The sequence below is a fragment of the Leisingera sp. ABD4_442 genome, assembly GCF_056160905.1.
Genome location: NZ_JBSWYB010000002.1, coordinates 182,843 through 204,895 on the forward strand (window position 1 = coordinate 182,843; position 22,053 = coordinate 204,895).

Annotated in this window: 36 protein-coding genes; 34 read left to right on the forward strand and 2 right to left on the reverse strand. The window is 59.3% G+C overall.

The window, feature by feature from the left end:
• The first annotated feature begins 193 nt into the window (after nt 1-193).
• The 13 genes from rpsJ (at nt 194) to ACXAHG_RS02845 (ending at nt 8,214) form a co-directional block, all read left to right on the forward strand.
• A complete protein-coding gene (gene rpsJ, locus ACXAHG_RS02785; protein ID WP_019298501.1) occupies nt 194-508 on the forward strand; it encodes a 30S ribosomal protein S10 in 315 nt (104 codons plus the stop codon).
• A gap of 18 nt (nt 509-526) precedes the next feature.
• Nucleotides 527-1,231: a 50S ribosomal protein L3 gene (rplC, locus tag ACXAHG_RS02790; RefSeq protein ID WP_475034380.1), complete on the forward strand. Its 705-nt coding sequence runs from the start codon at nt 527-529 to the stop codon at nt 1,229-1,231.
• The gene (rplD, locus tag ACXAHG_RS02795) at nt 1,228-1,845 is read left to right on the forward strand and encodes a 50S ribosomal protein L4 (RefSeq protein WP_475055773.1); all 618 of its coding nucleotides are present in this window, start codon (nt 1,228-1,230) and stop codon (nt 1,843-1,845) included. Before rplC ends, rplD begins: the two co-directional genes overlap by 4 nt.
• Nucleotides 1,842-2,138, forward strand: coding sequence for a 50S ribosomal protein L23 (locus tag ACXAHG_RS02800; RefSeq protein WP_475055774.1), 297 nt, complete (start codon nt 1,842-1,844; stop codon nt 2,136-2,138). The genes rplD and ACXAHG_RS02800 overlap by 4 nt, the downstream gene beginning before the upstream one ends.
• A gap of 143 nt (nt 2,139-2,281) precedes the next feature.
• Nucleotides 2,282-3,433 carry a hypothetical protein gene (locus ACXAHG_RS02805; RefSeq protein ID WP_475055775.1) on the forward strand — a complete coding sequence of 384 codons (1,152 nt, stop codon included), beginning with the start codon at nt 2,282-2,284 and terminating at the stop codon, nt 3,431-3,433.
• 6 nt (nt 3,434-3,439) lie between these two features.
• Entirely contained in the window at nt 3,440-3,970 is a 531-nt protein-coding gene (locus ACXAHG_RS02810) for a hypothetical protein (protein ID WP_475055777.1), read from the forward strand.
• A 215-nt stretch (nt 3,971-4,185) separates the two neighbouring features.
• A complete protein-coding gene (rplB, locus tag ACXAHG_RS02815; protein ID WP_019297986.1) occupies nt 4,186-5,028 on the forward strand; it encodes a 50S ribosomal protein L2 in 843 nt (280 codons plus the stop codon).
• 3 nt (nt 5,029-5,031) lie between these two features.
• Nucleotides 5,032-5,310 (forward strand): 30S ribosomal protein S19, encoded by a 279-nt coding sequence (rpsS, locus tag ACXAHG_RS02820; protein ID WP_008554066.1) that lies wholly within the window; start codon nt 5,032-5,034, stop codon nt 5,308-5,310.
• Nucleotides 5,311-5,313: 3 nt separating this feature from the next.
• A complete protein-coding gene (gene rplV / locus ACXAHG_RS02825) occupies nt 5,314-5,694 on the forward strand; it encodes a 50S ribosomal protein L22 (protein ID WP_008557868.1) in 381 nt (126 codons plus the stop codon).
• Entirely contained in the window at nt 5,694-6,404 is a 711-nt protein-coding gene (gene rpsC / locus ACXAHG_RS02830; RefSeq protein WP_019297987.1) for a 30S ribosomal protein S3, read from the forward strand. Before rplV ends, rpsC begins: the two co-directional genes overlap by 1 nt.
• 12 nt (nt 6,405-6,416) lie before the next feature.
• On the forward strand, nt 6,417-6,830 hold the full coding sequence (rplP, locus tag ACXAHG_RS02835; RefSeq protein ID WP_039125980.1) for a 50S ribosomal protein L16: 414 nt from the start codon (nt 6,417-6,419) through the stop codon (nt 6,828-6,830).
• 277 nt (nt 6,831-7,107) lie between these two features.
• Nucleotides 7,108-7,428 carry a hypothetical protein gene (locus ACXAHG_RS02840; RefSeq protein WP_475040842.1) on the forward strand — a complete coding sequence of 107 codons (321 nt, stop codon included), beginning with the start codon at nt 7,108-7,110 and terminating at the stop codon, nt 7,426-7,428.
• A 165-nt stretch (nt 7,429-7,593) separates the two neighbouring features.
• On the forward strand, nt 7,594-8,214 hold the full coding sequence (locus ACXAHG_RS02845) for a TIGR02466 family protein (RefSeq protein WP_475055924.1): 621 nt from the start codon (nt 7,594-7,596) through the stop codon (nt 8,212-8,214).
• 442 nt (nt 8,215-8,656) lie between these two features.
• Here ACXAHG_RS02845 and ACXAHG_RS02850 read toward each other — a convergent pair whose 3' ends face one another.
• Together ACXAHG_RS02850 and ACXAHG_RS02855 are read right to left on the reverse strand one after the other, a co-directional pair.
• A complete protein-coding gene (locus ACXAHG_RS02850) occupies nt 8,657-8,866 on the reverse strand; it encodes a DUF6122 family protein (protein ID WP_475040845.1) in 210 nt (69 codons plus the stop codon).
• Nucleotides 8,867-8,993: 127 nt separating this feature from the next.
• The gene (locus ACXAHG_RS02855) at nt 8,994-9,629 is read right to left on the reverse strand and encodes a DMP19 family protein (RefSeq protein ID WP_475055779.1); all 636 of its coding nucleotides are present in this window, start codon (nt 9,627-9,629) and stop codon (nt 8,994-8,996) included.
• A 310-nt stretch (nt 9,630-9,939) separates the two neighbouring features.
• On the opposite strand from ACXAHG_RS02855, the gene rpmC reads away from it, so the two are divergent.
• The 21 genes from rpmC (at nt 9,940) to rplQ (ending at nt 21,995) form a co-directional block, all read left to right on the forward strand.
• Nucleotides 9,940-10,140 carry a 50S ribosomal protein L29 gene (gene rpmC / locus ACXAHG_RS02860; protein WP_039125973.1) on the forward strand — a complete coding sequence of 67 codons (201 nt, stop codon included), beginning with the start codon at nt 9,940-9,942 and terminating at the stop codon, nt 10,138-10,140.
• 11 nt (nt 10,141-10,151) lie between these two features.
• A complete protein-coding gene (gene rpsQ, locus ACXAHG_RS02865; RefSeq protein WP_005621877.1) occupies nt 10,152-10,382 on the forward strand; it encodes a 30S ribosomal protein S17 in 231 nt (76 codons plus the stop codon).
• A gap of 100 nt (nt 10,383-10,482) precedes the next feature.
• Nucleotides 10,483-10,851 (forward strand): 50S ribosomal protein L14, encoded by a 369-nt coding sequence (gene rplN / locus ACXAHG_RS02870; protein WP_005621870.1) that lies wholly within the window; start codon nt 10,483-10,485, stop codon nt 10,849-10,851.
• Between the two features lie 2 nt (nt 10,852-10,853).
• Complete coding sequence (rplX, locus tag ACXAHG_RS02875) at nt 10,854-11,159, forward strand: 50S ribosomal protein L24 (RefSeq protein ID WP_475040849.1); 306 nt, start codon at nt 10,854-10,856, stop codon at nt 11,157-11,159.
• Nucleotides 11,159-11,722: a 50S ribosomal protein L5 gene (rplE, locus tag ACXAHG_RS02880; RefSeq protein ID WP_475040851.1), complete on the forward strand. Its 564-nt coding sequence runs from the start codon at nt 11,159-11,161 to the stop codon at nt 11,720-11,722. Before rplX ends, rplE begins: the two co-directional genes overlap by 1 nt.
• A 19-nt stretch (nt 11,723-11,741) precedes the next feature.
• Nucleotides 11,742-12,047: a 30S ribosomal protein S14 gene (gene rpsN, locus ACXAHG_RS02885; protein WP_039125969.1), complete on the forward strand. Its 306-nt coding sequence runs from the start codon at nt 11,742-11,744 to the stop codon at nt 12,045-12,047.
• A 13-nt stretch (nt 12,048-12,060) separates the two neighbouring features.
• On the forward strand, nt 12,061-12,453 hold the full coding sequence (gene rpsH, locus ACXAHG_RS02890; protein ID WP_008554600.1) for a 30S ribosomal protein S8: 393 nt from the start codon (nt 12,061-12,063) through the stop codon (nt 12,451-12,453).
• A gap of 12 nt (nt 12,454-12,465) precedes the next feature.
• The gene (gene rplF / locus ACXAHG_RS02895; protein WP_475040852.1) at nt 12,466-12,999 is read left to right on the forward strand and encodes a 50S ribosomal protein L6; all 534 of its coding nucleotides are present in this window, start codon (nt 12,466-12,468) and stop codon (nt 12,997-12,999) included.
• A gap of 11 nt (nt 13,000-13,010) precedes the next feature.
• Nucleotides 13,011-13,370 (forward strand): 50S ribosomal protein L18, encoded by a 360-nt coding sequence (rplR, locus tag ACXAHG_RS02900; RefSeq protein WP_475040853.1) that lies wholly within the window; start codon nt 13,011-13,013, stop codon nt 13,368-13,370.
• Nucleotides 13,371-13,486: 116 nt separating this feature from the next.
• Nucleotides 13,487-14,056: a 30S ribosomal protein S5 gene (gene rpsE, locus ACXAHG_RS02905; protein WP_475040855.1), complete on the forward strand. Its 570-nt coding sequence runs from the start codon at nt 13,487-13,489 to the stop codon at nt 14,054-14,056.
• Between the two features lie 13 nt (nt 14,057-14,069).
• Nucleotides 14,070-14,258, forward strand: coding sequence for a 50S ribosomal protein L30 (gene rpmD, locus ACXAHG_RS02910; RefSeq protein ID WP_019298002.1), 189 nt, complete (start codon nt 14,070-14,072; stop codon nt 14,256-14,258).
• Between the two features lie 284 nt (nt 14,259-14,542).
• Nucleotides 14,543-14,755 carry a DUF1127 domain-containing protein gene (locus ACXAHG_RS02915; RefSeq protein WP_475040857.1) on the forward strand — a complete coding sequence of 71 codons (213 nt, stop codon included), beginning with the start codon at nt 14,543-14,545 and terminating at the stop codon, nt 14,753-14,755.
• Nucleotides 14,756-15,019: 264 nt separating this feature from the next.
• Nucleotides 15,020-15,232 (forward strand): DUF1127 domain-containing protein, encoded by a 213-nt coding sequence (locus ACXAHG_RS02920; RefSeq protein ID WP_475055780.1) that lies wholly within the window; start codon nt 15,020-15,022, stop codon nt 15,230-15,232.
• Between the two features lie 508 nt (nt 15,233-15,740).
• Nucleotides 15,741-16,454 (forward strand): restriction endonuclease, encoded by a 714-nt coding sequence (locus ACXAHG_RS02925; RefSeq protein WP_475040860.1) that lies wholly within the window; start codon nt 15,741-15,743, stop codon nt 16,452-16,454.
• A gap of 160 nt (nt 16,455-16,614) precedes the next feature.
• Nucleotides 16,615-17,085, forward strand: coding sequence for a 50S ribosomal protein L15 (gene rplO, locus ACXAHG_RS02930; protein ID WP_475055782.1), 471 nt, complete (start codon nt 16,615-16,617; stop codon nt 17,083-17,085).
• Nucleotides 17,086-17,197: 112 nt separating this feature from the next.
• Nucleotides 17,198-18,562, forward strand: coding sequence for a preprotein translocase subunit SecY (gene secY / locus ACXAHG_RS02935; RefSeq protein ID WP_475055783.1), 1,365 nt, complete (start codon nt 17,198-17,200; stop codon nt 18,560-18,562).
• Entirely contained in the window at nt 18,559-19,206 is a 648-nt protein-coding gene (locus tag ACXAHG_RS02940; protein ID WP_475040864.1) for an adenylate kinase, read from the forward strand. Before secY ends, ACXAHG_RS02940 begins: the two co-directional genes overlap by 4 nt.
• A gap of 321 nt (nt 19,207-19,527) precedes the next feature.
• Nucleotides 19,528-19,896: a 30S ribosomal protein S13 gene (gene rpsM, locus ACXAHG_RS02945; RefSeq protein WP_019298012.1), complete on the forward strand. Its 369-nt coding sequence runs from the start codon at nt 19,528-19,530 to the stop codon at nt 19,894-19,896.
• A gap of 14 nt (nt 19,897-19,910) precedes the next feature.
• Nucleotides 19,911-20,300, forward strand: a complete 390-nt coding sequence (gene rpsK, locus ACXAHG_RS02950) for a 30S ribosomal protein S11 (protein ID WP_192965437.1) — start codon at nt 19,911-19,913, stop codon at nt 20,298-20,300.
• Nucleotides 20,301-20,413: 113 nt separating this feature from the next.
• Nucleotides 20,414-21,430 (forward strand): DNA-directed RNA polymerase subunit alpha, encoded by a 1,017-nt coding sequence (locus tag ACXAHG_RS02955; protein ID WP_008553505.1) that lies wholly within the window; start codon nt 20,414-20,416, stop codon nt 21,428-21,430.
• Between the two features lie 136 nt (nt 21,431-21,566).
• Entirely contained in the window at nt 21,567-21,995 is a 429-nt protein-coding gene (rplQ, locus tag ACXAHG_RS02960; protein WP_475040866.1) for a 50S ribosomal protein L17, read from the forward strand.
• Nucleotides 21,996-22,053: the final 58 nt, after the last annotated feature.

The window sequence follows — 22,053 nt, forward strand, 5'->3', positions numbered from 1 at the left end:
AACCTACCGCACGCCTCAAACGCAACGGTTTCGGTGCGAAACCCCTTGCCACACTGCACTTTCAGGCGTATAGGGCGCGAGTTCGCCAAGTGCGAATAGGGGCGGGATGATTCCCGCCTTTTGGGTTCGATGAGGGGTTGCGGTGGTCGCAGGCCCTCCTCTCAACCCCAACGCCTGAATAAAAGGCTGTACGATGCAAAGCCAAAACATCCGTATCCGGCTGAAGGCATTTGACTATCGCGTGCTGGATGCGTCCACGCAAGAGATCGTCAACACTGCCAAGCGGACCGGCGCGCAAGTGCGCGGCCCGATCCCGATGCCGAACAAGATCGAGAAATTCACTGTTCTGCGTGGCCCCCACGTCGACAAGAAATCCCGCGACCAGTTCGAGATCCGCACCCACAAGCGCCTTCTCGACATCGTCGACCCGACCCCGCAGACCGTGGACGCGCTGATGAAGCTCGACCTGGCCGCCGGCGTTGACGTCGAAATCAAGCTGCAGTCGTAAGATCGGAGGGTATAGATTATGCGTTCCGGTATTATCGCTAAAAAAGTGGGCATGACCCGCCTGTTCCTGGAAGACGGCAAGCAGATCCCTGTGACCGTTCTGTCCCTGGACGGCCTGCAGGTTGTTGCTCAGCGTACTGAGGAAAAAGACGGCTACACCGCTGTTCAGCTGGGTGCAGGCTCTGCCAAGGCAAAGCGTACTTCGCAAGCCATGCGCGGTGTCTTCGCTGCTGCCAAGGTGGAACCCAAGCGCAAGCTGGCCGAATTCCGCGTTCCCGCGGACGGCCTGATTGAAGTCGGCGCCGAGATCTCGGCCGAACACTTCCTGGCTGGCCAGAAAGTGGACGTCACCGGCACCTCGATCGGTAAAGGCTTTGCAGGTGCAATGAAGCGTCACAACTTCGGCGGTCTGCGCGCCTCGCACGGTGTGTCGATCTCGCACCGTTCGCACGGTTCGACCGGTCAGTGTCAGGACCCCGGCCGCGTCTTCAAAGGCAAGAAAATGGCCGGCCACATGGGCGCTGCCCGCGTGACCACCCAGAACCTGGAAGTGGTGAAAACCGACGCCGAGCGCGGCCTGGTCTTCATCAAGGGCGCCGTACCGGGCCCGAAATCCGGCTGGGTTACCGTCAAGGACGCCGTGAAGAAGAAAGCCCCCGAGGGTCTGCCTTTCCCGGCCGCTCTGAAAACTGCGGAAGCTCCCGCGGAAGGTGGTGAAGCATGAAACTTGACGTGATCAAACTGGACGGCGCCAAGGCAGGCGACATCGAACTGTCCGAAGACCTGTTCGGCCTGGAGCCGCGTGCGGACATCCTGCACCGCGTGGTCCGCTGGCAGCGCAACAACGCGCAGGCCGGCACCCACAAGGTGAAGACCCGCTCGGAGACCTCCTACTCGACCAAGAAGATCTACCGCCAGAAGGGCACCGGCGGCGCACGCCACGGTGACCGCAACGCGCCGATCTTCCGCAAGGGTGGTATCTACAAGGGTCCGACTCCGCGTTCGCACGGCCACGAGCTGACCAAGAAGTTCCGCAAGCTGGGCCTGCGCCACGCGCTGTCCGCCAAAGCAAAAGCGGGTGAACTGGTCATCATCGAGGACGCCGCAGCTGAGGGCAAGACCGCCGCTCTGGCCAAACAGGTGAAGAACCTGGGCTGGAAACGCGCTCTGGTCATCGACGGCGCTGCCGTGAACGAAGGCTTCCTGCAAGCGTCCCGCAACATCGAAGGTCTGGACATCCTGCCGACCATCGGTGCCAACGTCTATGACATCCTGAAGCGTGACACCCTGGTGATCACCAAAGCAGGTGTCGAAGCACTGGAGGCTCGCCTGAAATGAGCGCGAAAGCAGAACACTACGACGTGATCCGCAAGCCGATCATCACCGAGAAATCCACCATGGCGTCTGAAAACGGCGCAGTGGTGTTCGAAGTGGCAATCGACTCCAACAAGCCGATGATCAAGGAAGCCGTTGAGGCTCTCTTTGGCGTCAAGGTGAAAGCGGTCAACACCACCGTCACCAAGGGTAAGGTCAAGCGTTTCCGCGGCCAGACCGGCCGCCGCAAGGACGTGAAAAAAGCCTATGTGACCCTGGAAGAAGGCAACACCATCGACGTGTCCACCGGACTCTGAGATCTGCCTTTTTGACAAGATTGAGAGGCCCTCGCTGCCAAGCGGGGGCCTTTTTGACGAGAGGTAGATCTTATCGCTTCTAGTTTTGGTTGCGCTGCTTGGCTGTTCCAAAGATAGTGTGCCCAATTTCGGGAGGAAGATTTTTGCATAAAGTTGATTTGCAAACCGCGATCCTTGAGGAACGGCAACGTGCGTATATGGTACACCCGGGAAAAGGTTACCATCTTTTCGGCCCATTTCTTGGTCATGGCGTGATTTCCTCTGATCTTCCCGAGCTGATTGTACCAGATGGAACTAGTCCTCGAGATGCTCGGAACATTGATTTGCAGGTTAATCGTGCTCGATCTCTGCGGGATTGGCTTGACCTGAATGAGGCTGACCGCCGCGCGACCGAGTATTCTGTTTCGCTGGATGATTATGCTGGGGAAGAAAAGCGTCGTTACCACGATAGCTATATCGATAACACTACCCTGATCTTGTGGGATCTGCCTAAAGGGACAGTGATTTTCGTTCCGAACTCAGATTTGTCAGGTCAGGGTTTCTTTTGCGAGCTTGGTGACCCAAATGAGCCAAGAAAGGTGTTCCAGGGGGGCGGTAAGGCTAAGGCCTTCAAGTATCTTGGCCGACCTGTGCAAAATATCAAGCGGGTGCCGATGCGCCTTGTGCCTCCAGAAATTCTGGAAGCGAAGTCACGTCAAAGTGTGGTCACTGAACTTGAGGACGGCCTTTCAGAACGGGTCTACCGGCTGTTCTACGGTTCATTCTCGATTAAGGGGGGCGTGACACAGGTAGAAGTAGATATTCCGAGCGACGTATTTCGTCCTGCTGATGCGGCGATTTTGAGTGGAGTCGCTAACCTTGTTGAAGACAACCTCCAGAAACTTGAGCGTGGTGAGGGCACGGCAACTGAATTTGTGGAGGCATTATTCCTGGCATTTGACGAATCTGAACTTATGTTACACGCGCGGTTGAACTCGCCAGGTGTTGTTCAGATTGCCGCTCGAAGTGTTACGCCCATGCTTCTGAGCGTCCTCCTTGCTTTTTCTGGAGCGGTTAGCGCGCAAGAAATCGCTGATGAGGCGAGACAACGTGCGCAGGGTGCAACAGGTGGCGCACTGTCCATTAACGTCAAAAACACTAAGTGCCCGGAAGATGACGAGTTCCCACGTTTGATTGAGGATCGGCTCTTTGGTATCCTTAATTTGATGGGGGAAGAAGAAATCGCGCGAGTCTGTGAAAGGTTGGGGGAAGTGAAAGAGCGTACTCGTGCGACCACTGATGCTGTAGTGGAGTAACTTGTTATGTTGCGAGCAATACGTGAAATATATCAAGCCAGTGCGCCGGTGCGCTTTATCTGGAATGTCGTTTCCATAGTCTCGATCCTTTTTACGTTGGGAAGCCTGCTGTACTATGGCTTCTTTGATCATCGGGACTGGGTGACTAAGAGGGTTGCTGAGCAGTACAAGGCTGTTGAAGCACAGCAGCTAGAGGTTCTAGATTTAATCTACTCAACAGTTCCTAGCCGAGCGAATAAGGATAGAGCGCCCTCAGTTGAACAACTTCAGTCTCTGCAAAAGGCTTTGCTTCGTTTGTCTGGAACTGTCACTCAAGTTGATAATGTTAGCAGTGATATGGTCGAAGCGTCTGACAGTTATCGTGAGAGTATTGCATCATTGACTGGCGCTTTGGTTGGTCTAGATCCTGCTGACCCGTCAACGCGGGCCAACCTTTTAAGGGCTGTTGATCGTTGGGACGTCGCAGCCCGAACCTTTGCCGACGCCATTGAGGGGCATATCGGGAGTTTTACGAGGACTCTTCCATCAAGTGTTTGATTGTCTCGCTTACCCCTAGACTCCCCCAAACACCTCTGCTACACGCCATCCATCCTGAAGGCCCCGGATTCGCTCCGGGGTCGTTACGTTTGTCAGGATGTTCGAACCTGGGGACCTTCGGGGCCCTATAACTCAGGCACCTACGGGGGCCTTAAACATAGCGGGTCCAAAGACAAGAACCTAAGGGCCTGCACGCTAAACGGAAGACAGAAAGCATGGCACTCAAGTCGTATAAACCGACGACGCCGGGCCAGCGTGGGCTGGTTCTGATCGACCGTTCGGAGCTTTGGAAAGGGCGTCCGGTCAAATCCCTCACTGAGGGCCTGACCAAATCGGGCGGCCGGAACAACACCGGACGGATCACTGCACGCCGCCGTGGCGGCGGCGCAAAGCGCCTCTACCGGATCGTTGACTTCAAACGGAACAAATTTGATGTAGCGGCCACCGTTGAGCGGATCGAATACGACCCGAACCGGACCGCATTCATCGCGCTGATCAAATACGAAGACGGCGAGCAAGCCTACATCCTGGCGCCGCAGCGTCTGGCTGTTGGCGACAAGGTCGTCGCGTCTGCAAAAGCCGACATCAAGCCGGGCAACGCAATGCCGTTCTCGGGCATGCCGATCGGTACCATCGTTCACAACATCGAAATGAAGCCCGGCAAAGGCGGCCAGATCGCCCGTGCAGCCGGTACTTATGCTCAGTTCGTTGGCCGTGACGGCGGTTACGCTCAGATCCGCCTGTCCTCGGGCGAACTGCGCCTGGTGCGTCAGGAATGCATGGCCACCGTCGGTGCCGTGTCGAACCCGGACAACTCGAACCAGAACTTCGGTAAAGCCGGCCGTATGCGCCACAAGGGCAAGCGTCCCTCCGTGCGTGGTGTCGTCATGAACCCGATCGACCACCCCCACGGCGGTGGTGAAGGCCGGACCTCCGGTGGCCGCCACCCGGTGACCCCCTGGGGCAAACCGACCAAGGGCAAACGGACCCGCAACAAAAACAAGGCGTCGCAGAAGCTTATCGTCCGCTCGCGCCACGCCAAGAAGAAAGGCCGCTAATCCATGGCACGTTCCGTATGGAAGGGCCCCTTCGTTGATGCTTATGTCCTGAAAAAGGCCGAAGCAGCGCGTGAATCGGGCCGCAATGAAGTGATCAAGATCTGGTCGCGCCGTTCCACCATCCTGCCGCAGTTCGTCGGCCTGACCTTTGGTGTGTACAACGGCCAGAAGCATATCCCCGTCAACGTCTCGGAAGACATGATCGGTCAGAAGTTCGGTGAATACTCGCCGACCCGCACCTATTATGGCCACGCCGCAGACAAAAAAGCGAAGCGGAAGTAAGTCATGGGCAAGGAAAAGAACCCCCGCCGCGTGGCAGACAACGAAGCAATGGCAAAACTGCGCATGCTCCGTACCTCGCCGCAGAAACTGAACCTGGTGGCGCAGATGATCCGCGGCAAGAAAGTCGAGAAGGCCCTGACCGACCTGACTTTCTCCAACAAGCGGATCGCGCAGGACGTGAAGAAATGCCTTCAGTCCGCCATCGCGAATGCTGAAAACAACCACAACCTGGACGTCGATGAACTGATCGTCGCCGAGGCATGGGTTGGCAAGAACCTGACCATGAAGCGCGGCCGTCCGCGTGCCCGTGGCCGGTTCGGCAAAATCCTGAAGCCGTTCGCGGAGATCACCATCAAGGTGCGTCAAGTTGAGGAGCAAGCCTAATGGGTCAGAAAGTCAATCCGATCGGCATGCGCCTTCAGGTCAACCGCACCTGGGACAGCCGCTGGTACGCCGACACCAAAGACTACGGTGATCTGCTGCTCGAGGACCTGAAAATCCGCGAGTTCATCAAGGAAGAATGCAAGCAGGCCGGCATTGCGCGCGTCATCATCGAGCGCCCGCACAAGAAATGCCGCGTGACCATTCACACCGCCCGTCCGGGCGTCATCATCGGCAAGAAAGGCGCGGACATCGAAGTCCTGCGCAAGAAGATTGCCAAGATGACCGACTCCGAGCTGCACCTCAACATCGTTGAAGTGCGCAAGCCGGAACTGGACGCTCAGCTGGTCGGCGAGTCCATCGCCCAGCAGCTGGAGCGCCGTGTGTCCTTCCGCCGTGCCATGAAACGGGCCGTGCAGAACGCCATGCGCATGGGCGCCCTGGGTATCCGGGTGAACGTCGCTGGCCGTCTGGGCGGTGCGGAAATCGCGCGTACCGAATGGTACCGTGAGGGCCGCGTACCGCTGCACACCCTGCGTGCCGACATCGATTACGCACACTCCGAAGCGATGACCCCCTACGGGATCATCGGGATCAAGGTCTGGATCTTCAAAGGCGAGATCATGGAGCACGATCCTTCGGCGCGTGACCGTAAAGCACAAGAAATCCAGGACGGCCCTGCACCCCGTGGTGCTGGTGGCGGCCGTCGCTAAGGAGGATTTGAGATGCTTCAGCCAAAGCGCACTAAATTCCGCAAAATGCACAAGGGCCGGATCCACGGCTTGGCAAAAGGCGGTTCCGACCTGAACTTCGGCACCTATGGCCTGAAGGCAACCACCCCTGAGCGTGTGACTGCACGCCAGATCGAGGCTGCCCGCCGTGCCATGACCCGCCACATGAAGCGTCAGGGCCGTGTTTGGATCCGTATCTTCCCGGACACCCCGGTGACCTCGAAGCCGACCGAAGTCCGTATGGGTAAAGGTAAAGGCTCCGTGGACTATTGGGCAGCCAAGGTTAAGCCTGGCCGCGTGATGTTCGAGATCGACGGCGTCAGCGATGAAATCGCCCGCGAGGCCCTGCGCCTGGCCGCGATGAAGCTGCCGGTCAAGACCCGCGTCGTGGTCCGCGAAGACTGGTAAACGGCGGCTTTGCCGCCGCCTGCGCGGCAGCGCAGCCGGTTGTTAAAATTAAGAACCCCCGCTGAGCGATCAGCGGGGGTTTTTCTTTGGCTGAGAAGCTTTGACATCCTCTGCAGAATGGATTGCGGCCGATGCGGATGTCTCTGGCCGCACATCATTTGTTCACATTTTGTTCCTATTGTTGGGCCGTGGTTGTTAATGTGCCCCGCCGGCAGGAGGTTTTTCAGTTTGCCGGGCCTCAGCGGCAGGGGCGCCTGATTGTTTGGAGTACTCTCTAATGCGTATGCTGATCTCTGCCTCCTGTCTTTTGCTGACCTCGGCCTGCGGCTCTTCCGCGCCGGACCGCGGGTCGGTCTCAATGGCCTTTTCCCCGGCCCCCGCGGGCGGGCCGCCAGCGGAAACGGCCGCTGCGCCGCAATCGGGCTATGTCTCGGCAGGCGGCACCGCTGTGCATTGGATCACTCCGGAAGGCTGCACATATTCCCGGACCCAGGCACGGGGTTATGCGCCGGTCTGGTACCTTGTGCAGAACCCGCACCACGTGGGCATGCCCAAGGCGCACCGCGGTTGCCCCAACTCTGTGGCGGGCGGGGTTTGACCCGGGGCGCCCGGCGGCACAGGCACCGGTCTGCGCCTGCGCAGAATGGGGGCGCCGCCCCCGCCGCCTGCGGTGGCTCCCCCGGAGTATTTTCCACCAGAAAGAAGCGGGGTTGCGGTGCGGATGCTGCTCGCCAAGGGGCGGGCGCTGGGGTATCAGACCGGTATGGCCCAGATTGACTCGCTCTTCGTGACCCGCCTCTACCGCGCGCAGCTGTCCGAATACGGACCCAAGGTTGACGCGCAGGAACTGGAAAACTCCTGTCTTGTGATCGCCGGCGACGACGACGCAGGCCAGGACTGGTGCGAGGAGAACGGCTACCCGGGCTATACCTCCTATGCCTCGCTGACGGATTTGCCCTGGCGGTTCCCGATCTTTGCTGATGTGGTGAAATCGCTGGATCTGCATGTGGCGGCCTTTGCCAAGGATCTGGAGCTGGATCTGGACGGCCGCAACTTGGTGCTGGAGGATCTGTGGATCAACATCCTGCCCGAAGGCGGCACCCACGCCAGCCACATCCACCCGCATTCGGTGATCTCGGGCACCACTTACGTGTCGATGCCCGATGGCGCCTCTGCCCTGAAACTGGAAGACCCGCGCCACGCGATGATGATGGCGCACCCGCCGCGCCTGAAGGACTGCCGCCAGGAGCTGAAGACATTTGTCTATCAGTCGCCCGCGGTGGGCGATGTGCTGCTGTGGGAGAGCTTCATCCGCCACGAGGTGCCGCTGAACATGGCCGAGGAAGAGCGGATTTCAGTGAGTTTTAACTACAAGTGGGAGTGAGGCGGCAGCACTTGTCACTTAAAGCAAAGGGGCGCTAGATAGGCTACTCAAGAAGAGGCTCGAGCTGTTGGAAGTTACATTAGTTTCCGCGGGGGTCGCCATTGGCATTTTGGCTATCTTGTTGCTGCTCGTATTTGCCTTAGTGCTCTATGTCAAATTTCTGATCTGACTGCTCAAGTGGAGTTTGATCGTTCAATTAACGGCCTTTGTCGTATGTTTGCCCGTCGTCGCGATTATAGCTGCGTTGGACCGGGTCTTTGGTCTCGGCGAGGACGTAACTCATCCGCTGATGGCTGGGGTGTTCCTTGTTACCTGTGTTCTGGCGGCAATGAATATATACAGCCGGAAACGGCGAGGGCGTAAGATGGAGGCTGCCCGGACTGCTGGTGCCGACCGAGTGGTTGAGCGGAAGCCCTGCTAAAGGAGGATGAAAGGGGCTTGGTCACCATGTCCCCTGCATCCCGCAGTCCAGCCCGTCAGTTCCCAGGTGCCACAGGGCACCCAGCGCCAGGGCGCGGATTTTCCAGCTCGGCACCAGCAGTGCAGCGGCGTAAGCGGCGGCAGCAAGGCCTGAGTGCAGCGGGTGAAAGCTGAGGCTGCAGCGGTTCGGGTCGAAGATCGGCGTAGCCAGCAGGTGGTCGGCATCAATCACTTTGCCAGGATCATCAGCCCGGCGGCCATCAGTCAGCGCTGGCGGCCAAAGAGAAGGCGGGCAACCGGGAAAGGGGCGATAAAGTGGAAACCGTAGTGGATGAGGGGCGGGAGCAATGCGAGAAATGTCATTGGTTAGGAGGGGGCTGACTGAACTCCTCCAGGGCAGCAATGCGGCTTTCGTAATCGTCGAACACTTTCAGGGGGACATTGCCAAGAAACCATGCGGAGCAATAAAAATAATATTGTTCGTAAATGGGTAAGGCATCGCTGGGTGCTCTTTCGTTAACCCAACCGGCAGCTTCCGCGCGAGCGTTTTGAGTTATTTCACTTAGGCGCAACGGCTGCGCTTCCCACAGCAACCTGCTGTCAAATTCCTCAAGTTGTTTTTCAAGTTTGGTGTTTCTTATCGACCTACTTGAGCTTGCAGTTCGGCGTGTCCAAGGCATGAGGCGGGAAGACCATTTCCCAAAGTCCTGCAGCAGTCCATCGAGCTCATGAAAGCCAATCAACTGGGCTGCATCCCGGCATGTTGCGACAAATTCCTTTAACGCGTAGTTCGAGTGAAAGAATGCTCGGTGCCCAGCATTTGATCCGCGGCCGATGTAAATATCTAAAGACAGAAGTTGATTGAACTCGTCCGGCATCGGAAACCCCGTATAGTCCATTCTGTCAATATGGCCAATGCATGATGTGGCTAGCGAGTAGTAGTCACTGGTTTCGGTTAGGTTGCGTTTTTCGATGAAAAGAGGTGTTTTAAGCATTTGAGGTGTTGTCCTGTCGGTAAAGGCAGGCCCAAAGGTGCCAAGCCCTTTCTTATCGGTTTTGGAGTGAGCCGCTACCCAGTATTCCTCGTTAGGGACACAGCTTGCCGTATGTGCTGCCGCCGCAAACCTTTCCCTTGCCCCCGCACCCCGTCTCCTCTATAGGGACCCATCGCTTGCCCCCAATCCGCATTGGATCGGGGCAAAGTGATTCTTTTTTGCCGCGCTTCTCCGGTGCGGTTGACATAACCCACCAGGTAAAAAGGTGACCCTCGGGGCCTTCTGGTGCTTTGGACAAGGAACAAAGGCGATGAACGCCAATGATCTGCGCGAGAAGACCGTGGATGAACTCCGCGATATGCTCGCATCCCTGAAAAAAGAGAGCTTCAACCTGCGCTTTCAGCAGGCAACCGGTCAGCTGGAATCGACCGCAGGCATCAAGGCGGCCCGCCGCAATGCTGCACGCGTCAAGACCATCCTGAACGAAAAAGCTGCAGCAGCAGCCGAATAAGGAGCGACACAATGCCCAAACGTATCCTGCAAGGCGTTGTGACCAGCGACGCAAACGCCCAGACCGTCACCGTCTCGGTTGAACGCCGCTTCACGCACCCGGTTCTGAAGAAAACCATCCGTAAGTCCAAGAAATACCGGGCTCACGATGAAAAGAACGCTTTCAAGGTCGGCGATTCCGTACGCATCATCGAATGCGCGCCGAAATCGAAAACGAAACGCTGGGAAGTTCTGGAAGCCTAAGAGTCTCATCTGAGACTCCTGGCGGCTAGGCTGAAAAGCAAAGTCGAAACCCTGGGGGATTACAGCACGCATCGCTGCCCCATAGGTCGGGAGAAACCACATGATCCAGATGCAAACAAATCTGGATGTTGCTGACAACTCCGGCGCCCGCCGAGTTCAGTGCATCAAGGTTCTGGGTGGCTCCAAGCGTAAATACGCTTCCGTTGGCGACATCATCGTCGTCTCGGTTAAAGAAGCCATCCCGCGCGGCCGCGTGAAAAAAGGCGACGTCCGTAAGGCCGTTGTCGTGCGCACCGCCAAAGAAGTCCGCCGCGAAGACGGCACCGCGATCCGTTTTGACCGGAACGCAGCCGTTATCCTGAACAACAACAACGAGCCGGTCGGTACCCGTATCTTTGGCCCGGTTGTTCGTGAACTGCGCGCGAAGAACTTCATGAAGATCATCTCGCTGGCTCCGGAGGTGCTGTAATCATGGCTGCGAAACTCCGTAAAGGCGACAAGGTCGTCGTGCTGGCAGGCCGCGACAAGGGCAAGGAAGGCACCATCGCCTCCGTTGACCCGAAAGCCGGCAAAGCTGTTGTCGAAGGCGTGAACATGGCGATCCGCCACACCCGCCAGTCGCAAAACGAACAGGGCGGCCGTCTGCCCAAGGCACTGCCGATCGACCTGTCGAACCTGGCACTGCTGGACAGCAACGGCAAAGCAACCCGCGTCGGCTTCCGCGAGGAAGACGGCAAGAAGGTGCGCTTCGCCAAGACCACCGGGGAGACTGTCTGATGCTTGACGCTGCAACCTACACCCCGCGTCTGAAGACCCTCTACAAGGAGACCATCCGCGGCTCCCTGAAAGAGGAATTCGGCTACAAGAACGATATGATGATCCCCAAGCTGGAGAAGATCGTTCTGAACATCGGCTGCGGCCGCGCTGCTGTCAAAGACAGCAAGAAAGCCAAATCCGCACAGGCAGACCTGACCGCGATTGCGGGCCAGAAGGCTCTGACCACCGTGGCAAAGAACTCCATCGCCGGCTTCCGCGTTCGCGAAGGCATGCCGATGGGCGCCAAGGTGACCCTGCGCGGCGACCGGATGTTCGAATTCCTGGACCGTCTGATCACCATCGCGATGCCGCGTATCCGTGACTTCCGCGGTGTGTCCGGCACCTCTTTCGACGGCCGCGGCAACTATGCCATGGGCCTGAAAGAGCACATCGTGTTCCCGGAAATCGACTTTGACAAGATCGACGAGCCCTGGGGCATGGACATCGTAATTGCCACCACCGCAAAAACCGACGCGGAAGCTAAGGCGCTGTTGAAAGCTTTCAACATGCCCTTCAACAGCTGATCGCGGGAAGGAAGAGACCATGGCTAAGAAAAGCATGATCGAGCGCGAGAAGAAGCGCGAGCGCCTGGTGGCAAAATACGCCGCAAAGCGCGCCGAGCTGAAAGAGATCGCAAACGACGAATCCCGCCCGATGGAAGAGCGCTTCAAAGCGCGTCTGAAACTGGCGAAACTGCCGCGCAACTCGGCTCCGAGCCGTTTGCACAACCGTTGCCAGCTGACCGGCCGTCCGCACGCTTACTACCGTAAGCTGAAGGTCAGCCGTATCGCGCTGCGCGAGCTGGGTTCTGCTGGTCAGATCCCCGGCCTGGTGAAATCGAGCTGGTAAGGGAGAGAGTGGTATGAACGATCCTATCGGCGATATGCTCACCCGTATCCGTAACTCTCAGATGCGCGGCAAATCCACCGTCATGACCCCGGCTTCCAAGCTGCGGGCATGGGTGCTGGACGTGCTGGCAGACGAGGGCTACATCCGCGGTTATGAGAAGACCACTGGTGAAAATGGCCACCCGGCCATCGAAATCAGCCTGAAATACTTCGACGGCGAACCTGTCATTCGCGAGCTCAAGCGGGTCTCCAAGCCCGGCCGCCGCGTTTACATGGGCGTCAATGACATCCCGTCGGTCCGTCAGGGCCTGGGCGTGTCGATTGTCTCCACCCCCAAGGGTGTGATGTCGGACGCAAACGCACGCGCAGCCAACGTTGGCGGCGAAGTGCTTTGCACCGTCTTCTAAGGAGGCCTCGCAATGTCCCGTATTGGTAAAAAACCGGTCGAACTGCCCAGCGGTGTGTCCGCTTCGGTATCCGGCCAGACCATCGAAGTGAAAGGCCCGAAAGGCGCCCGCACCTTCACCGCAACCGACGACGTCACCCTGACCGTGAACGACAACGTTGTCACCATCGAGCCGCGCGGCAAGTCCAAGCGTGCCCGTCAGCAGTGGGGCATGTCCCGCACTCAGGTGGCCAACCTCGTGACCGGCGTGACCCAGGGCTTCAAGAAAGAGCTGGAGATCCAGGGTGTGGGTTACCGGGCTCAGATGCAGGGCAACACCCTGAAGCTGAACCTGGGCTACAGCCACGACGTCGACTTCGTTGCACCCGATGGCATCACCATCACCGCACCGAAGCAGACCGAAATCGTTGTGGAAGGCATCGACCAGCAGCAGGTGGGCGAAGTCGCGGCGAAAATCCGCGAATGGCGCCGTCCGGAGCCCTACAAGGGCAAAGGCATCCGCTACAAGGGCGAGTTCATCTTCCGCAAGGAAGGCAAGAAGAAGTAAGGACCAGCAAAATGGCAAACAGCAAACGTACCCTGTTTCTGAAGCGCCGGCTGCGCGTCCGGAACAAGCTTCGCAAAGTGAACGCAGGCCGTCCGCGCCTGTCCGTGCACCGTTCGAACAAGAACATCTCTGTTCAGCTGATCGACGACCTGCGCGGCGTGACCCTGGCAGCGGCCTCGACCCTGGAAAAAGATCTGGGTGTTGTCGGCAAGAACAACATCGAAGCAGCGACCAAAGTCGGTGCCGCGATCGCCGAGCGCGCGAAAGCGGCTGGCGTGACCGAAGCCTACTTCGACCGCGGCGGCTTCCTGTTCCACGGCAAGGTGAAGGCTCTGGCCGACGCTGCGCGTGACGGCGGCCTGAAGATCTAATCTCATGCGGGCGGCCTTTCGGGGCCGCCCCGATGATCCGGGAGACCGGCCTTTGGGCCGGTTCTCACCAAGGATTGATAGAACAGGCGCCTAGCGCCCTATGAAAGGAATGCCTGATGGCAGAACGTGAAAACCGCCGCGGCCCCCGCCGCGAGCGTGAAGAGGCACCGGAATTTGCAGATCGCCTGGTCGCGATCAACCGCGTGTCGAAAACCGTAAAAGGCGGTAAGCGCTTTGGCTTCGCAGCCCTGGTTGTCGTTGGCGACCAGAAAGGCCGCGTCGGCTTTGGCAAGGGCAAGGCGAAAGAAGTGCCTGAGGCGATCCGCAAGGCGACCGAGCAGGCCAAGCGTCAGATGATCCGTGTGCCGCTGAAAGAAGGCCGCACCCTGCACCACGACATGAACGGCCGCCACGGCGCCGGCAAAGTTGTGATGCGGACCGCGCCTGAAGGTACCGGTATCATTGCTGGTGGCCCGATGCGTGCCGTGTTCGAGATGCTGGGCATCAAGGACGTGGTCTCCAAGTCGATCGGTTCGCAGAACCCCTACAACATGATCCGCGCCACCCTGAACGGCCTGCAGAAAGAGCAGAGCCCGCGTTCGGTGGCTCAGCGCCGCGGCAAAAAAGTTGCTGACATCCTGCCCAAGCGGGACGAAGCGCCGGCAGCTGCCGAAGCTGAAGCGTAAGGAGTAGAGAGACATGGCAAAAACCATCGTCGTCAAGCAGATCGGCTCGCCGATCCGCCGCCCCGCCAAACAGCGCGCAACCCTGGTTGGCCTGGGCCTGAACAAGATGCACAAGACCCGCGAGCTGGAGGACACCCCCTCCGTGCGCGGCATGGTCAACTCGATCCCGCACCTGGTTCAGATCATCGAAGAGCGCGGCTAAGCCCTTTTCGGTTTCAGACTTTGGAAAACGCCTCCGGTTCTGCCGGGGGCGTTTTTCGTTGGGGCAGGGCGCCGGCTCGCGCCGCAGGGCGGGCAACCTGCCCGCCATTCCGGGGCCGTGCGCGCGTTAACCCGTCAGCAAGGCGCCTTGCAGACCTTGCATAGCGGGTTGCCGGTTGCGCCGGTTGTTCGACTCATCCCCCGGTCCTATCTCGGTGTCACAGCAAAAGACCAAACACGCACCGCCGGGAATAGGCCCGGCACCAGACACGAAGGACCCATACGATGGCACATGTTATTTCCGCCGCACACTCCGGCCACAGCCTCACCGCCCGCATCCGCGCAACCGTCGCTGGCTTTGCCGACTCCTGGATGAAGGCCCGCGAATTCCAGCGCACTTTCAATGAGCTGGACGCGCTGTCCGATCATGAGCTGTCCGACATCGGCGTCCGCCGCAGCGATATCGCCGACATCGCGCACCAGCACGTGTACGGCTAAGAATTCTCTCCCTCCCGGGCACTCCTCTCCTCCTCCTTCGCGCCCGGGCTGCAGCGCTCCTGCCCAGACGGGCGGGAGCGTTTTCTTTTGCGCAAGGCTCAAGCCGCCTCACGCAAACGTGCTATGCGTGTGCCGCATAGCCGCCAGACCAAAGCGTCCGTTGTGCCGCTGCCGGGCCGTCCTTATCTCCCTGCTACTTCAGACGAACAGATCCAGCGACGCACCGGAAGCACGTTCCGGCACCGCAGCTAAGGAACAAGAACAATGGCTTATTCAACTCTTTCCGCCCCCTCAGCGGGCCTACCCGCCCGCCTGGCCGGCTTGACCGCCGGCCTGATCCAAAACTGGAAACTGCGCCGCGAGTACAAGCACACGGTCCGCGCCCTGCGCGCCATGTCCGCCCGCGACCTGGCCGACATCGGCCTCAGCCGCTGCGCCATTCCCGGCGCCGCCCGCGAGCATGTCTACGGCAAGTGATCTCCCCGGCCGGCTGCGGATCCTCCTCCCTCTCCAAAGCCCGGCCCCAAAGCGCCCCTGCCATCCCGGCGGGGGCGTTTTTGTTTTCAGGTTCAGCGCCCCGCCCGGCCGCAAGGCCGGGGTGTACTGACCGTTGCGTACCCACCGTACGCACCGCCTACGGCGTTTTAACCCGGCTCTGGCAATATCATCCCCGGTCATGATCACCCGCCGGGCCTGACACCCCCGGCACCTGGAACAGGGCTCCGGTCTGGCACCCGGAGCGCGCGATACGCGTCTTCGCATGGGGGCAACCCCATCCCATCTCCACCCCGGCGGCGCCGCCACCCTTTAACGGACGGCCTCAGACGGACCGGACAGCATCAGAGACAGCAAGAACTGCAACCGGCAGGGCAGGGGCCTTGGCTGGGTGAAGTCTTGCATACTCCTTTGAGTTGCTATCGTGTACAGCAGTAGCACGCAGGCTGAACAACAGTTTGCTCTCTTTTTGAGAAGCTAAGGTGCGAATTTGAAGATTTTTGACCGCGACCCAGAGGATTGGCGTTCATTGGAACGAATGGTCGAGCAAGCCTTCTGCGAGATCGGTTGCGTGACCCACCGAGGTAATTTGCCAACAGCACGTGGTAAAGTAGCCATTGATGTGGCAGCGGTTCAGGACGGTCCGATTCCTCTCTGGGTGCTTTGCGAATGTAAACATTGGCAAAATTCAGTTCCGCAGAGCGTTGTACATGCATTCAGGGCTGTCTGCGCGGATGCTGGGGCAAATCTCGGACTAATAATTTCCAAGGAAGGTTTTCAGTCAGGGGCTAGAGAAAAATCCATCTTCACCAATGTCCACTTGGTAACATTCGAACAATTCCAGGAGACATATTTCTGGGATTGGAGAAGAAGTGTTTATGAGCAAATTTGCAAGTGGCATGATCAGGTTCTGCCAGTTAAGCGCGCGGTGATCGGTTTCCATGAGAATGGCCTCGAGTTGGTCCGTCCTGATTTGCTTGAAGGTGTGAATGTCGACCAGAAGTACCAACTTCTATTCAATCGCGAGAGTCGGTTGTCATTTGGAATGGAAGAGACCTACCCACTAAGTGTTGTGGACCCCAGAGGCGAGCCGACGGAGCAAAAGCATGTAACGATCAAGTCGCCAAGGCAGCACTTTGAAATGCTCAAGCAAAGCGTGACAGATGCCACCAATCACTTTAGCCTTCCAAACCTCTGGCTTTGAACCGTCTTCAAGCTCTTGAACGCTAGAGCTGGCTCTTGATCCCCCGCCCCAACCCGTCTATAGGCACCCGGTGGCGTTCTGCGCCACGGAATCACCAATCAAGAAACGCCGCGGTTGGCCCATCACGCTTCGGGGGCCACATCCGGCAAGGAGAAGCGATATGAAACTTCACGAACTGCGCGACAACGCTGGCGCCGCCAAGAAACGCACCCGTGTGGGCCGCGGCCCGGGTTCGGGCAAAGGTAAAATGGGCGGCCGTGGTATCAAAGGCCAGAAGTCCCGTTCGGGCGTCTCGATCAATGGCTACGAAGGCGGCCAGATGCCGCTCTACCAGCGTCTGCCCAAGCGCGGCTTCAACAAGCCGAACCGCAAGGCATACGCGGTTGTGAACCTGGGCCTGATCCAGAAGTTCATCGACGCAGGCAAGCTGGACGCGAGCGCAATCACCGAGGATTCGCTGGTTGCTTCCGGCCTGGTGCGCCGCAAGCTGGACGGCGTCCGCGTCCTGGCCAAAGGCGAAATCACCGCCAAAGCAACCATCTCCGTCACCGGCGCATCCGCCGCTGCCGTTGACGCTGTTGCAAAAGCTGGCGGCACTCTGACTGTGGCAGCCCCCGCCGCCGCAGAGTAACGGCTTGTGAGCGGCGCCAATGCCGCTTACATAGTCTTCGAGTTTTCCTAGAACGCCGCCCGAGCCGGAAAACGGTTCCGGGCGGCGTTTCCGCTAAAGAAGAGACCTTTTCATGGTATCAGCAGCAGAACAAATGGCGGCAAACACCAGCTGGGCTGCCCTTGGCAAGGCTACGGATCTGCGCAACCGCATCCTGTTCACCATCGGCCTTTTGATTGTCTACCGCCTGGGCACCTTCATCCCGGTTCCCGGCATCGACGCAGCCGCCCTGCGCCAGTTCATGGAGCAGGCAGGCCAGGGCATCGGCGGCATGGTGTCGATGTTCACCGGCGGCGCGCTTGGCCGCATGGGGATCTTTGCCCTTGGCATCATGCCCTATATCTCCGCTTCCATTATCGTTCAGCTTCTGACCTCGATGGTGCCTTCGCTTGAGCAGCTCAAGAAAGAGGGCGAGCAGGGCCGCAAGAAGATCAACCAGTACACCCGCTACGGCACCGTGGCGCTGGCGACAGCACAGGCCTATGGCCTTGCCGTGTCGCTGGAGCAGGGCGACCTGGCGACTGATCCGGGCATGTATTTCCGCATGGCCTGCATGATTACGCTCGTCGGCGGCACCATGTTCCTGATGTGGCTGGGCGAGCAGATCACCCAGCGCGGCATCGGCAACGGCATCTCGCTGATCATCTTCGTGGGCATCATCGCCGAGGTTCCGGCAGCGATCGCCCAGTTCTTCGCCTCCGGCCGCTCCGGCGCGATCAGCCCCGCCGTGATCATCGGCGTGATCCTGATGGTCGTCGCGGTGATCATGTTCGTGGTCTTCATGGAACGCGCGCTGCGTAAGATCCACATCCAGTACCCGCGCCGCCAGGTCGGCATGAAGGTCTATGACGGCGGCTCCTCGCATCTGCCGGTCAAGGTGAACCCGGCGGGCGTGATCCCGGCGATCTTCGCCTCCTCGCTGCTGCTGCTGCCGACCACCATCTCGGCGTTCTCCTCGGGTGCGGCGACCGGTCCGGTGATGTCCTGGCTGCTGGCGAACTTCGGCCCCGGCCAGCCGCTGTATCTGTTGTTCTTCGTCGCGATGATCGTGTTCTTTGCCTATTTCTACACTTTCAACGTCTCCTTCAAACCGGAGGACGTGGCGAACAACCTGAAGAACCAGAACGGTTTTGTTCCCGGCATCCGCCCGGGCAAGAAAACCGCGGAATACATCGAGTATGTGGTCAACCGCATCCTGGTTCTGGGCTCCGGCTACCTGGCGCTGGTCTGCCTCCTGCCGGAGGTCCTCCGCGGCCAATTCGCCATCCCGGTATATTTTGGCGGCACGTCCGTTCTGATTGTGGTATCCGTCACCATGGACACCATTCAGCAGGTGCAAAGCCACCTCCTCGCGCATCAGTATGAGGGCCTTATCGAGAAGAGCCAGCTGCGCGGGCGTAACAAGAAACGGACAAAACGGGGACCCTCTCGCCGATGACCAACATTATTCTCCTTGGCCCGCCTGGTGCGGGCAAAGGTACGCAAGCGCGCTACCTGGTTGAATCCCGCGGCATGGTGCAGCTCAGCACCGGCGACATGCTGCGGGAGGCTCAGACCTCCGGCACCGAAATGGGCAAGAAAGTTGCCGCCATCATGGCCGAAGGCAAGCTGGTTACCGACCAGATTGTCATTGGCCTGATCCGCGAAAAACTGCGGGATGGTGCCGAGGGCGGCTTCATCTTCGATGGCTTCCCGCGCACCCTGGCTCAGGCCGACGCGCTCAACAAGCTGCTGGAAGAGATGGGTCTCAAGCTTGATGCTGTGATCGAGATGCAGGTCGATGACGAGGCGCTGGTTGCCCGCATCACCGGCCGCTCCACCTGCGGCGGCTGCGGCGAGGTCTACCATGACCAGACCAAACCCTGGCCGGCGGACGGCAAATGCGCCAACTGCGGCAGCGATGATGTGAAACGCCGGGCGGACGACAATGAGGACAGCCTCAAGACCCGCCTGATGGAATACTACAAGAAAACCTCGCCGCTGATCGGCTACTATTACGCCAAGGGCAACCTGCAGCGCCTGGACGGCTTGGCCTCGATCGAGAACGTCCGCAAGGACATGGCCTGGATCATGGGCGAATAAACCACCGGTGTGCCGGATCGAAATGCCCCGGGCTGCATGGCTGCGGGGCATTTTCTATTCAGGAGCCCTCGGTCTTTCCTATCCTGGCCGGTCCGGGCGGAGGCAAGCGGGGAGGGGTGCGTTTTCGCAGATCACGGGTTGACCCCCGTGGCAATTCCACATAGGCAACCCCATCCCTTCTGGGAATGATTCCCGGCGGATGGATTCGTCTGTCTGCCTTACCACCTCGAAATGCTGGACCCTCTGGCCACACTGCCACGGTCAAGTGTTGTGAAAAAAGGTTCCGGCGTTACGGAACCGCAACGAAAAGGAAAGTGACACGTGGCACGTATTGCCGGCGTTAACATCCCGACTGCAAAGCGGGTTCCCATCGCCCTCACCTACATCACCGGTATCGGCAACACCTCGGCGAAAGCCATCTGCGAGGCTGTTGGTATCGACGCAACCCGTCGTGTGAACGAACTGTCCGACGCTGAAGTCCTGGCCGTGCGCGAGCACATCGACGCCAACTACACCGTCGAAGGCGACCTGCGCCGTGAAGTGACCATGAACATCAAACGCCTGATGGACCTGGGCTGCTACCGTGGCCTGCGCCACCGCCGCAACCTGCCGGTCCGCGGTCAGCGTACCCACACCAACGCCCGCACCCGCAAGGGCCCGGCGAAGCCGATCGCCGGCAAGAAGAAGTAAGGGGGGCTTGATCAATGGCACGCGATAAATCCCGCATTAAGCGTAAAGAGCGCAAGAACATCGCCTCCGGCGTTGCTCACGTGAACTCTTCGTTCAACAACACCAAGATCCTGATCTCCGACGTGCAGGGCAACGCGATCTCCTGGTCGTCCGCCGGCACCATGGGCTTCAAAGGCTCCCGGAAATCCACTCCTTACGCGGCTCAGATGGCTGCTGAGGACGCGGGCAAGAAAGCCCAGGAACACGGTGTGAAGACCCTGGAAGTCGAAGTTCAGGGCCCCGGTTCGGGCCGTGAATCGGCGCTGCGCGCGCTGGCCGCAATCGGTTTCAACATCACCTCGATCCGTGATGTGACCCCGATCGCGCACAACGGCTGCCGTCCGCCGAAGCGCCGCCGCGTCTAAGCGCAAATTTTTGCTGGGGCCCCGCTTGATTCGCAGGGCCCCAGTGCGTCATTTAAACCTCGGGCGTCCTTGGCCTTTTGGACATGGGGCAAGGACAGGAATGGAGGGAACGCATGATCCATAAGAACTGGGCAGAGCTGATCAAGCCGGCACAGCTGGAAGTGAAGCCGGGCAACGATCCTGCACGCCAGGCAACTGTCGTCGCAGAGCCGCTGGAACGCGGATTCGGCCTGACCCTGGGCAACGCGCTGCGCCGCGTCCTGATGAGCTCGCTGCAAGGCGCCGCCATCACCAGCGTGCAGATCGACAACGTCCTGCACGAGTTTTCGTCTGTCGCCGGTGTGCGTGAAGACGTCACCGACATCATCCTGAACCTCAAGCAGGTCTCCCTGCGCATGGAAGTCGAAGGCCCCAAGCGCCTGTCGATCAATGCCAAAGGCCCGGCTGTCGTCACCGCTGGCGACATTGCCGAGACCGCAGGCATCGAGGTTCTGAACCGCGACCACGTGATCTGCCACCTGGACGACGGCGCCGACCTGTTCATGGAACTGACCGTGAACACCGGCAAAGGCTATGTCTCGGCAGACAAGAACAAGCCGGAAGACGCCCCGATCGGCCTGATCCCGATCGACGCGATCTATTCGCCGGTCAAAAAGGTCTCCTACGACGTTCAGCCGACCCGTGAGGGCCAGGTTCTGGACTATGACAAGCTGACCATGAAGGTGGAAACCGACGGCTCCATCACCCCCGATGACGCCGTGGCTTTTGCTGCCCGCATCCTGCAGGACCAGCTGGGCATCTTCGTCAACTTCGACGAGCCGGAATCGGCTGGCCGCCAGGACGAGGACGACGGTCTGGAGTTCAACCCGCTTCTCTTGAAGAAAGTGGACGAGCTGGAACTGTCTGTCCGTTCGGCAAACTGCCTGAAAAACGACAACATCGTCTATATCGGCGACCTGATCCAGAAGACCGAAGCGGAGATGCTGCGCACCCCGAACTTCGGCCGCAAGTCGCTGAACGAGATCAAAGAGGTTCTGTCGGGCATGGGCCTGCACCTTGGCATGGACGTCGAGGACTGGCCGCCGGACAACATCGAAGATCTGGCCAAGAAGTTCGAAGACAGCTTCTAAGATTTCGAGGAGGGCTCCGGCCCTCCTCTTCAATGCCCGGGTTTGGCCGGGGACGACATGGGCATCCGCCCCAAGGTGAGCAGCTGACACGCATCAGCCGCCTGACAAAGCAAAACGCAATTAAAGGAACTGAAAAATGCGTCACGCACGTGGTTACCGCCGCCTGAACCGTACTCATGAGCACCGTAAAGCCCTGTTCTCGAACATGGCCGGCTCGCTGATCGAGCACGAGCAGATCAAAACAACCCTGCCCAAAGCAAAAGAACTGCGCCCGATCGTTGAAAAACTGATCACCCTGGCAAAACGCGGCGACCTGCACGCCCGCCGCCAGGCCGCTTCCAAGCTGAAAGAGGACAAGGACGTCGCGAAACTGTTCGAGGTTCTGGGTCCGCGCTACAAGGACCGTCAGGGCGGCTATGTCCGTATCCTGAAGGCCGGCTTCCGTTACGGCGACATGGCTCCGATGGCGATCATCGAGTTCGTCGACCGCGACACCTCCGCCAAAGGCGCCGCCGACAAGGCCCGCCTGGCAGCGGAAGAAGCAGCTGCAGAAGCTGAAGAATAAGACGCTTAGAACCCTCGGGTTCGCCTGTCAGCCCCCGCTCCGCCCGGAGCGGGGGTTT

Coding starts and splice junctions, on each gene's coding strand:
- rplC (WP_475034380.1), top strand. CDS start 527: ATGCGTTCCGGTATTATCGCTAAAAAAGTGGGCATGACCCGCCTGTTC.
- rplF (WP_475040852.1), top strand. CDS start 12,466: ATGTCCCGTATTGGTAAAAAACCGGTCGAACTGCCCAGCGGTGTGTCC.
- rplQ (WP_475040866.1), top strand. CDS start 21,567: ATGCGTCACGCACGTGGTTACCGCCGCCTGAACCGTACTCATGAGCAC.
- rpsC (WP_019297987.1), top strand. CDS start 5,694: ATGGGTCAGAAAGTCAATCCGATCGGCATGCGCCTTCAGGTCAACCGC.
- rplO (WP_475055782.1), top strand. CDS start 16,615: ATGAAACTTCACGAACTGCGCGACAACGCTGGCGCCGCCAAGAAACGC.
- ACXAHG_RS02840 (WP_475040842.1), top strand. CDS start 7,108: ATGCGTATGCTGATCTCTGCCTCCTGTCTTTTGCTGACCTCGGCCTGC.
- rpsE (WP_475040855.1), top strand. CDS start 13,487: ATGGCAGAACGTGAAAACCGCCGCGGCCCCCGCCGCGAGCGTGAAGAG.
- rpsJ (WP_019298501.1), top strand. CDS start 194: ATGCAAAGCCAAAACATCCGTATCCGGCTGAAGGCATTTGACTATCGC.
- rplD (WP_475055773.1), top strand. CDS start 1,228: ATGAAACTTGACGTGATCAAACTGGACGGCGCCAAGGCAGGCGACATC.
- ACXAHG_RS02940 (WP_475040864.1), top strand. CDS start 18,559: ATGACCAACATTATTCTCCTTGGCCCGCCTGGTGCGGGCAAAGGTACG.
- rplB (WP_019297986.1), top strand. CDS start 4,186: ATGGCACTCAAGTCGTATAAACCGACGACGCCGGGCCAGCGTGGGCTG.
- rplV (WP_008557868.1), top strand. CDS start 5,314: ATGGGCAAGGAAAAGAACCCCCGCCGCGTGGCAGACAACGAAGCAATG.
- ACXAHG_RS02845 (WP_475055924.1), top strand. CDS start 7,594: ATGGCCCAGATTGACTCGCTCTTCGTGACCCGCCTCTACCGCGCGCAG.
- rplE (WP_475040851.1), top strand. CDS start 11,159: ATGCTTGACGCTGCAACCTACACCCCGCGTCTGAAGACCCTCTACAAG.
- rplX (WP_475040849.1), top strand. CDS start 10,854: ATGGCTGCGAAACTCCGTAAAGGCGACAAGGTCGTCGTGCTGGCAGGC.
- rpsS (WP_008554066.1), top strand. CDS start 5,032: ATGGCACGTTCCGTATGGAAGGGCCCCTTCGTTGATGCTTATGTCCTG.
- rpmC (WP_039125973.1), top strand. CDS start 9,940: ATGAACGCCAATGATCTGCGCGAGAAGACCGTGGATGAACTCCGCGAT.
- rplR (WP_475040853.1), top strand. CDS start 13,011: ATGGCAAACAGCAAACGTACCCTGTTTCTGAAGCGCCGGCTGCGCGTC.
- rpsQ (WP_005621877.1), top strand. CDS start 10,152: ATGCCCAAACGTATCCTGCAAGGCGTTGTGACCAGCGACGCAAACGCC.
- rpmD (WP_019298002.1), top strand. CDS start 14,070: ATGGCAAAAACCATCGTCGTCAAGCAGATCGGCTCGCCGATCCGCCGC.
- ACXAHG_RS02915 (WP_475040857.1), top strand. CDS start 14,543: ATGGCACATGTTATTTCCGCCGCACACTCCGGCCACAGCCTCACCGCC.
- secY (WP_475055783.1), top strand. CDS start 17,198: ATGGTATCAGCAGCAGAACAAATGGCGGCAAACACCAGCTGGGCTGCC.
- rpsH (WP_008554600.1), top strand. CDS start 12,061: ATGAACGATCCTATCGGCGATATGCTCACCCGTATCCGTAACTCTCAG.
- ACXAHG_RS02920 (WP_475055780.1), top strand. CDS start 15,020: ATGGCTTATTCAACTCTTTCCGCCCCCTCAGCGGGCCTACCCGCCCGC.
- ACXAHG_RS02955 (WP_008553505.1), top strand. CDS start 20,414: ATGATCCATAAGAACTGGGCAGAGCTGATCAAGCCGGCACAGCTGGAA.
- ACXAHG_RS02810 (WP_475055777.1), top strand. CDS start 3,440: ATGTTGCGAGCAATACGTGAAATATATCAAGCCAGTGCGCCGGTGCGC.
- rplP (WP_039125980.1), top strand. CDS start 6,417: ATGCTTCAGCCAAAGCGCACTAAATTCCGCAAAATGCACAAGGGCCGG.
- rplN (WP_005621870.1), top strand. CDS start 10,483: ATGATCCAGATGCAAACAAATCTGGATGTTGCTGACAACTCCGGCGCC.
- ACXAHG_RS02800 (WP_475055774.1), top strand. CDS start 1,842: ATGAGCGCGAAAGCAGAACACTACGACGTGATCCGCAAGCCGATCATC.
- rpsK (WP_192965437.1), top strand. CDS start 19,911: ATGGCACGCGATAAATCCCGCATTAAGCGTAAAGAGCGCAAGAACATC.
- ACXAHG_RS02855 (WP_475055779.1), bottom strand. CDS start 9,629: ATGCTTAAAACACCTCTTTTCATCGAAAAACGCAACCTAACCGAAACC.
- rpsN (WP_039125969.1), top strand. CDS start 11,742: ATGGCTAAGAAAAGCATGATCGAGCGCGAGAAGAAGCGCGAGCGCCTG.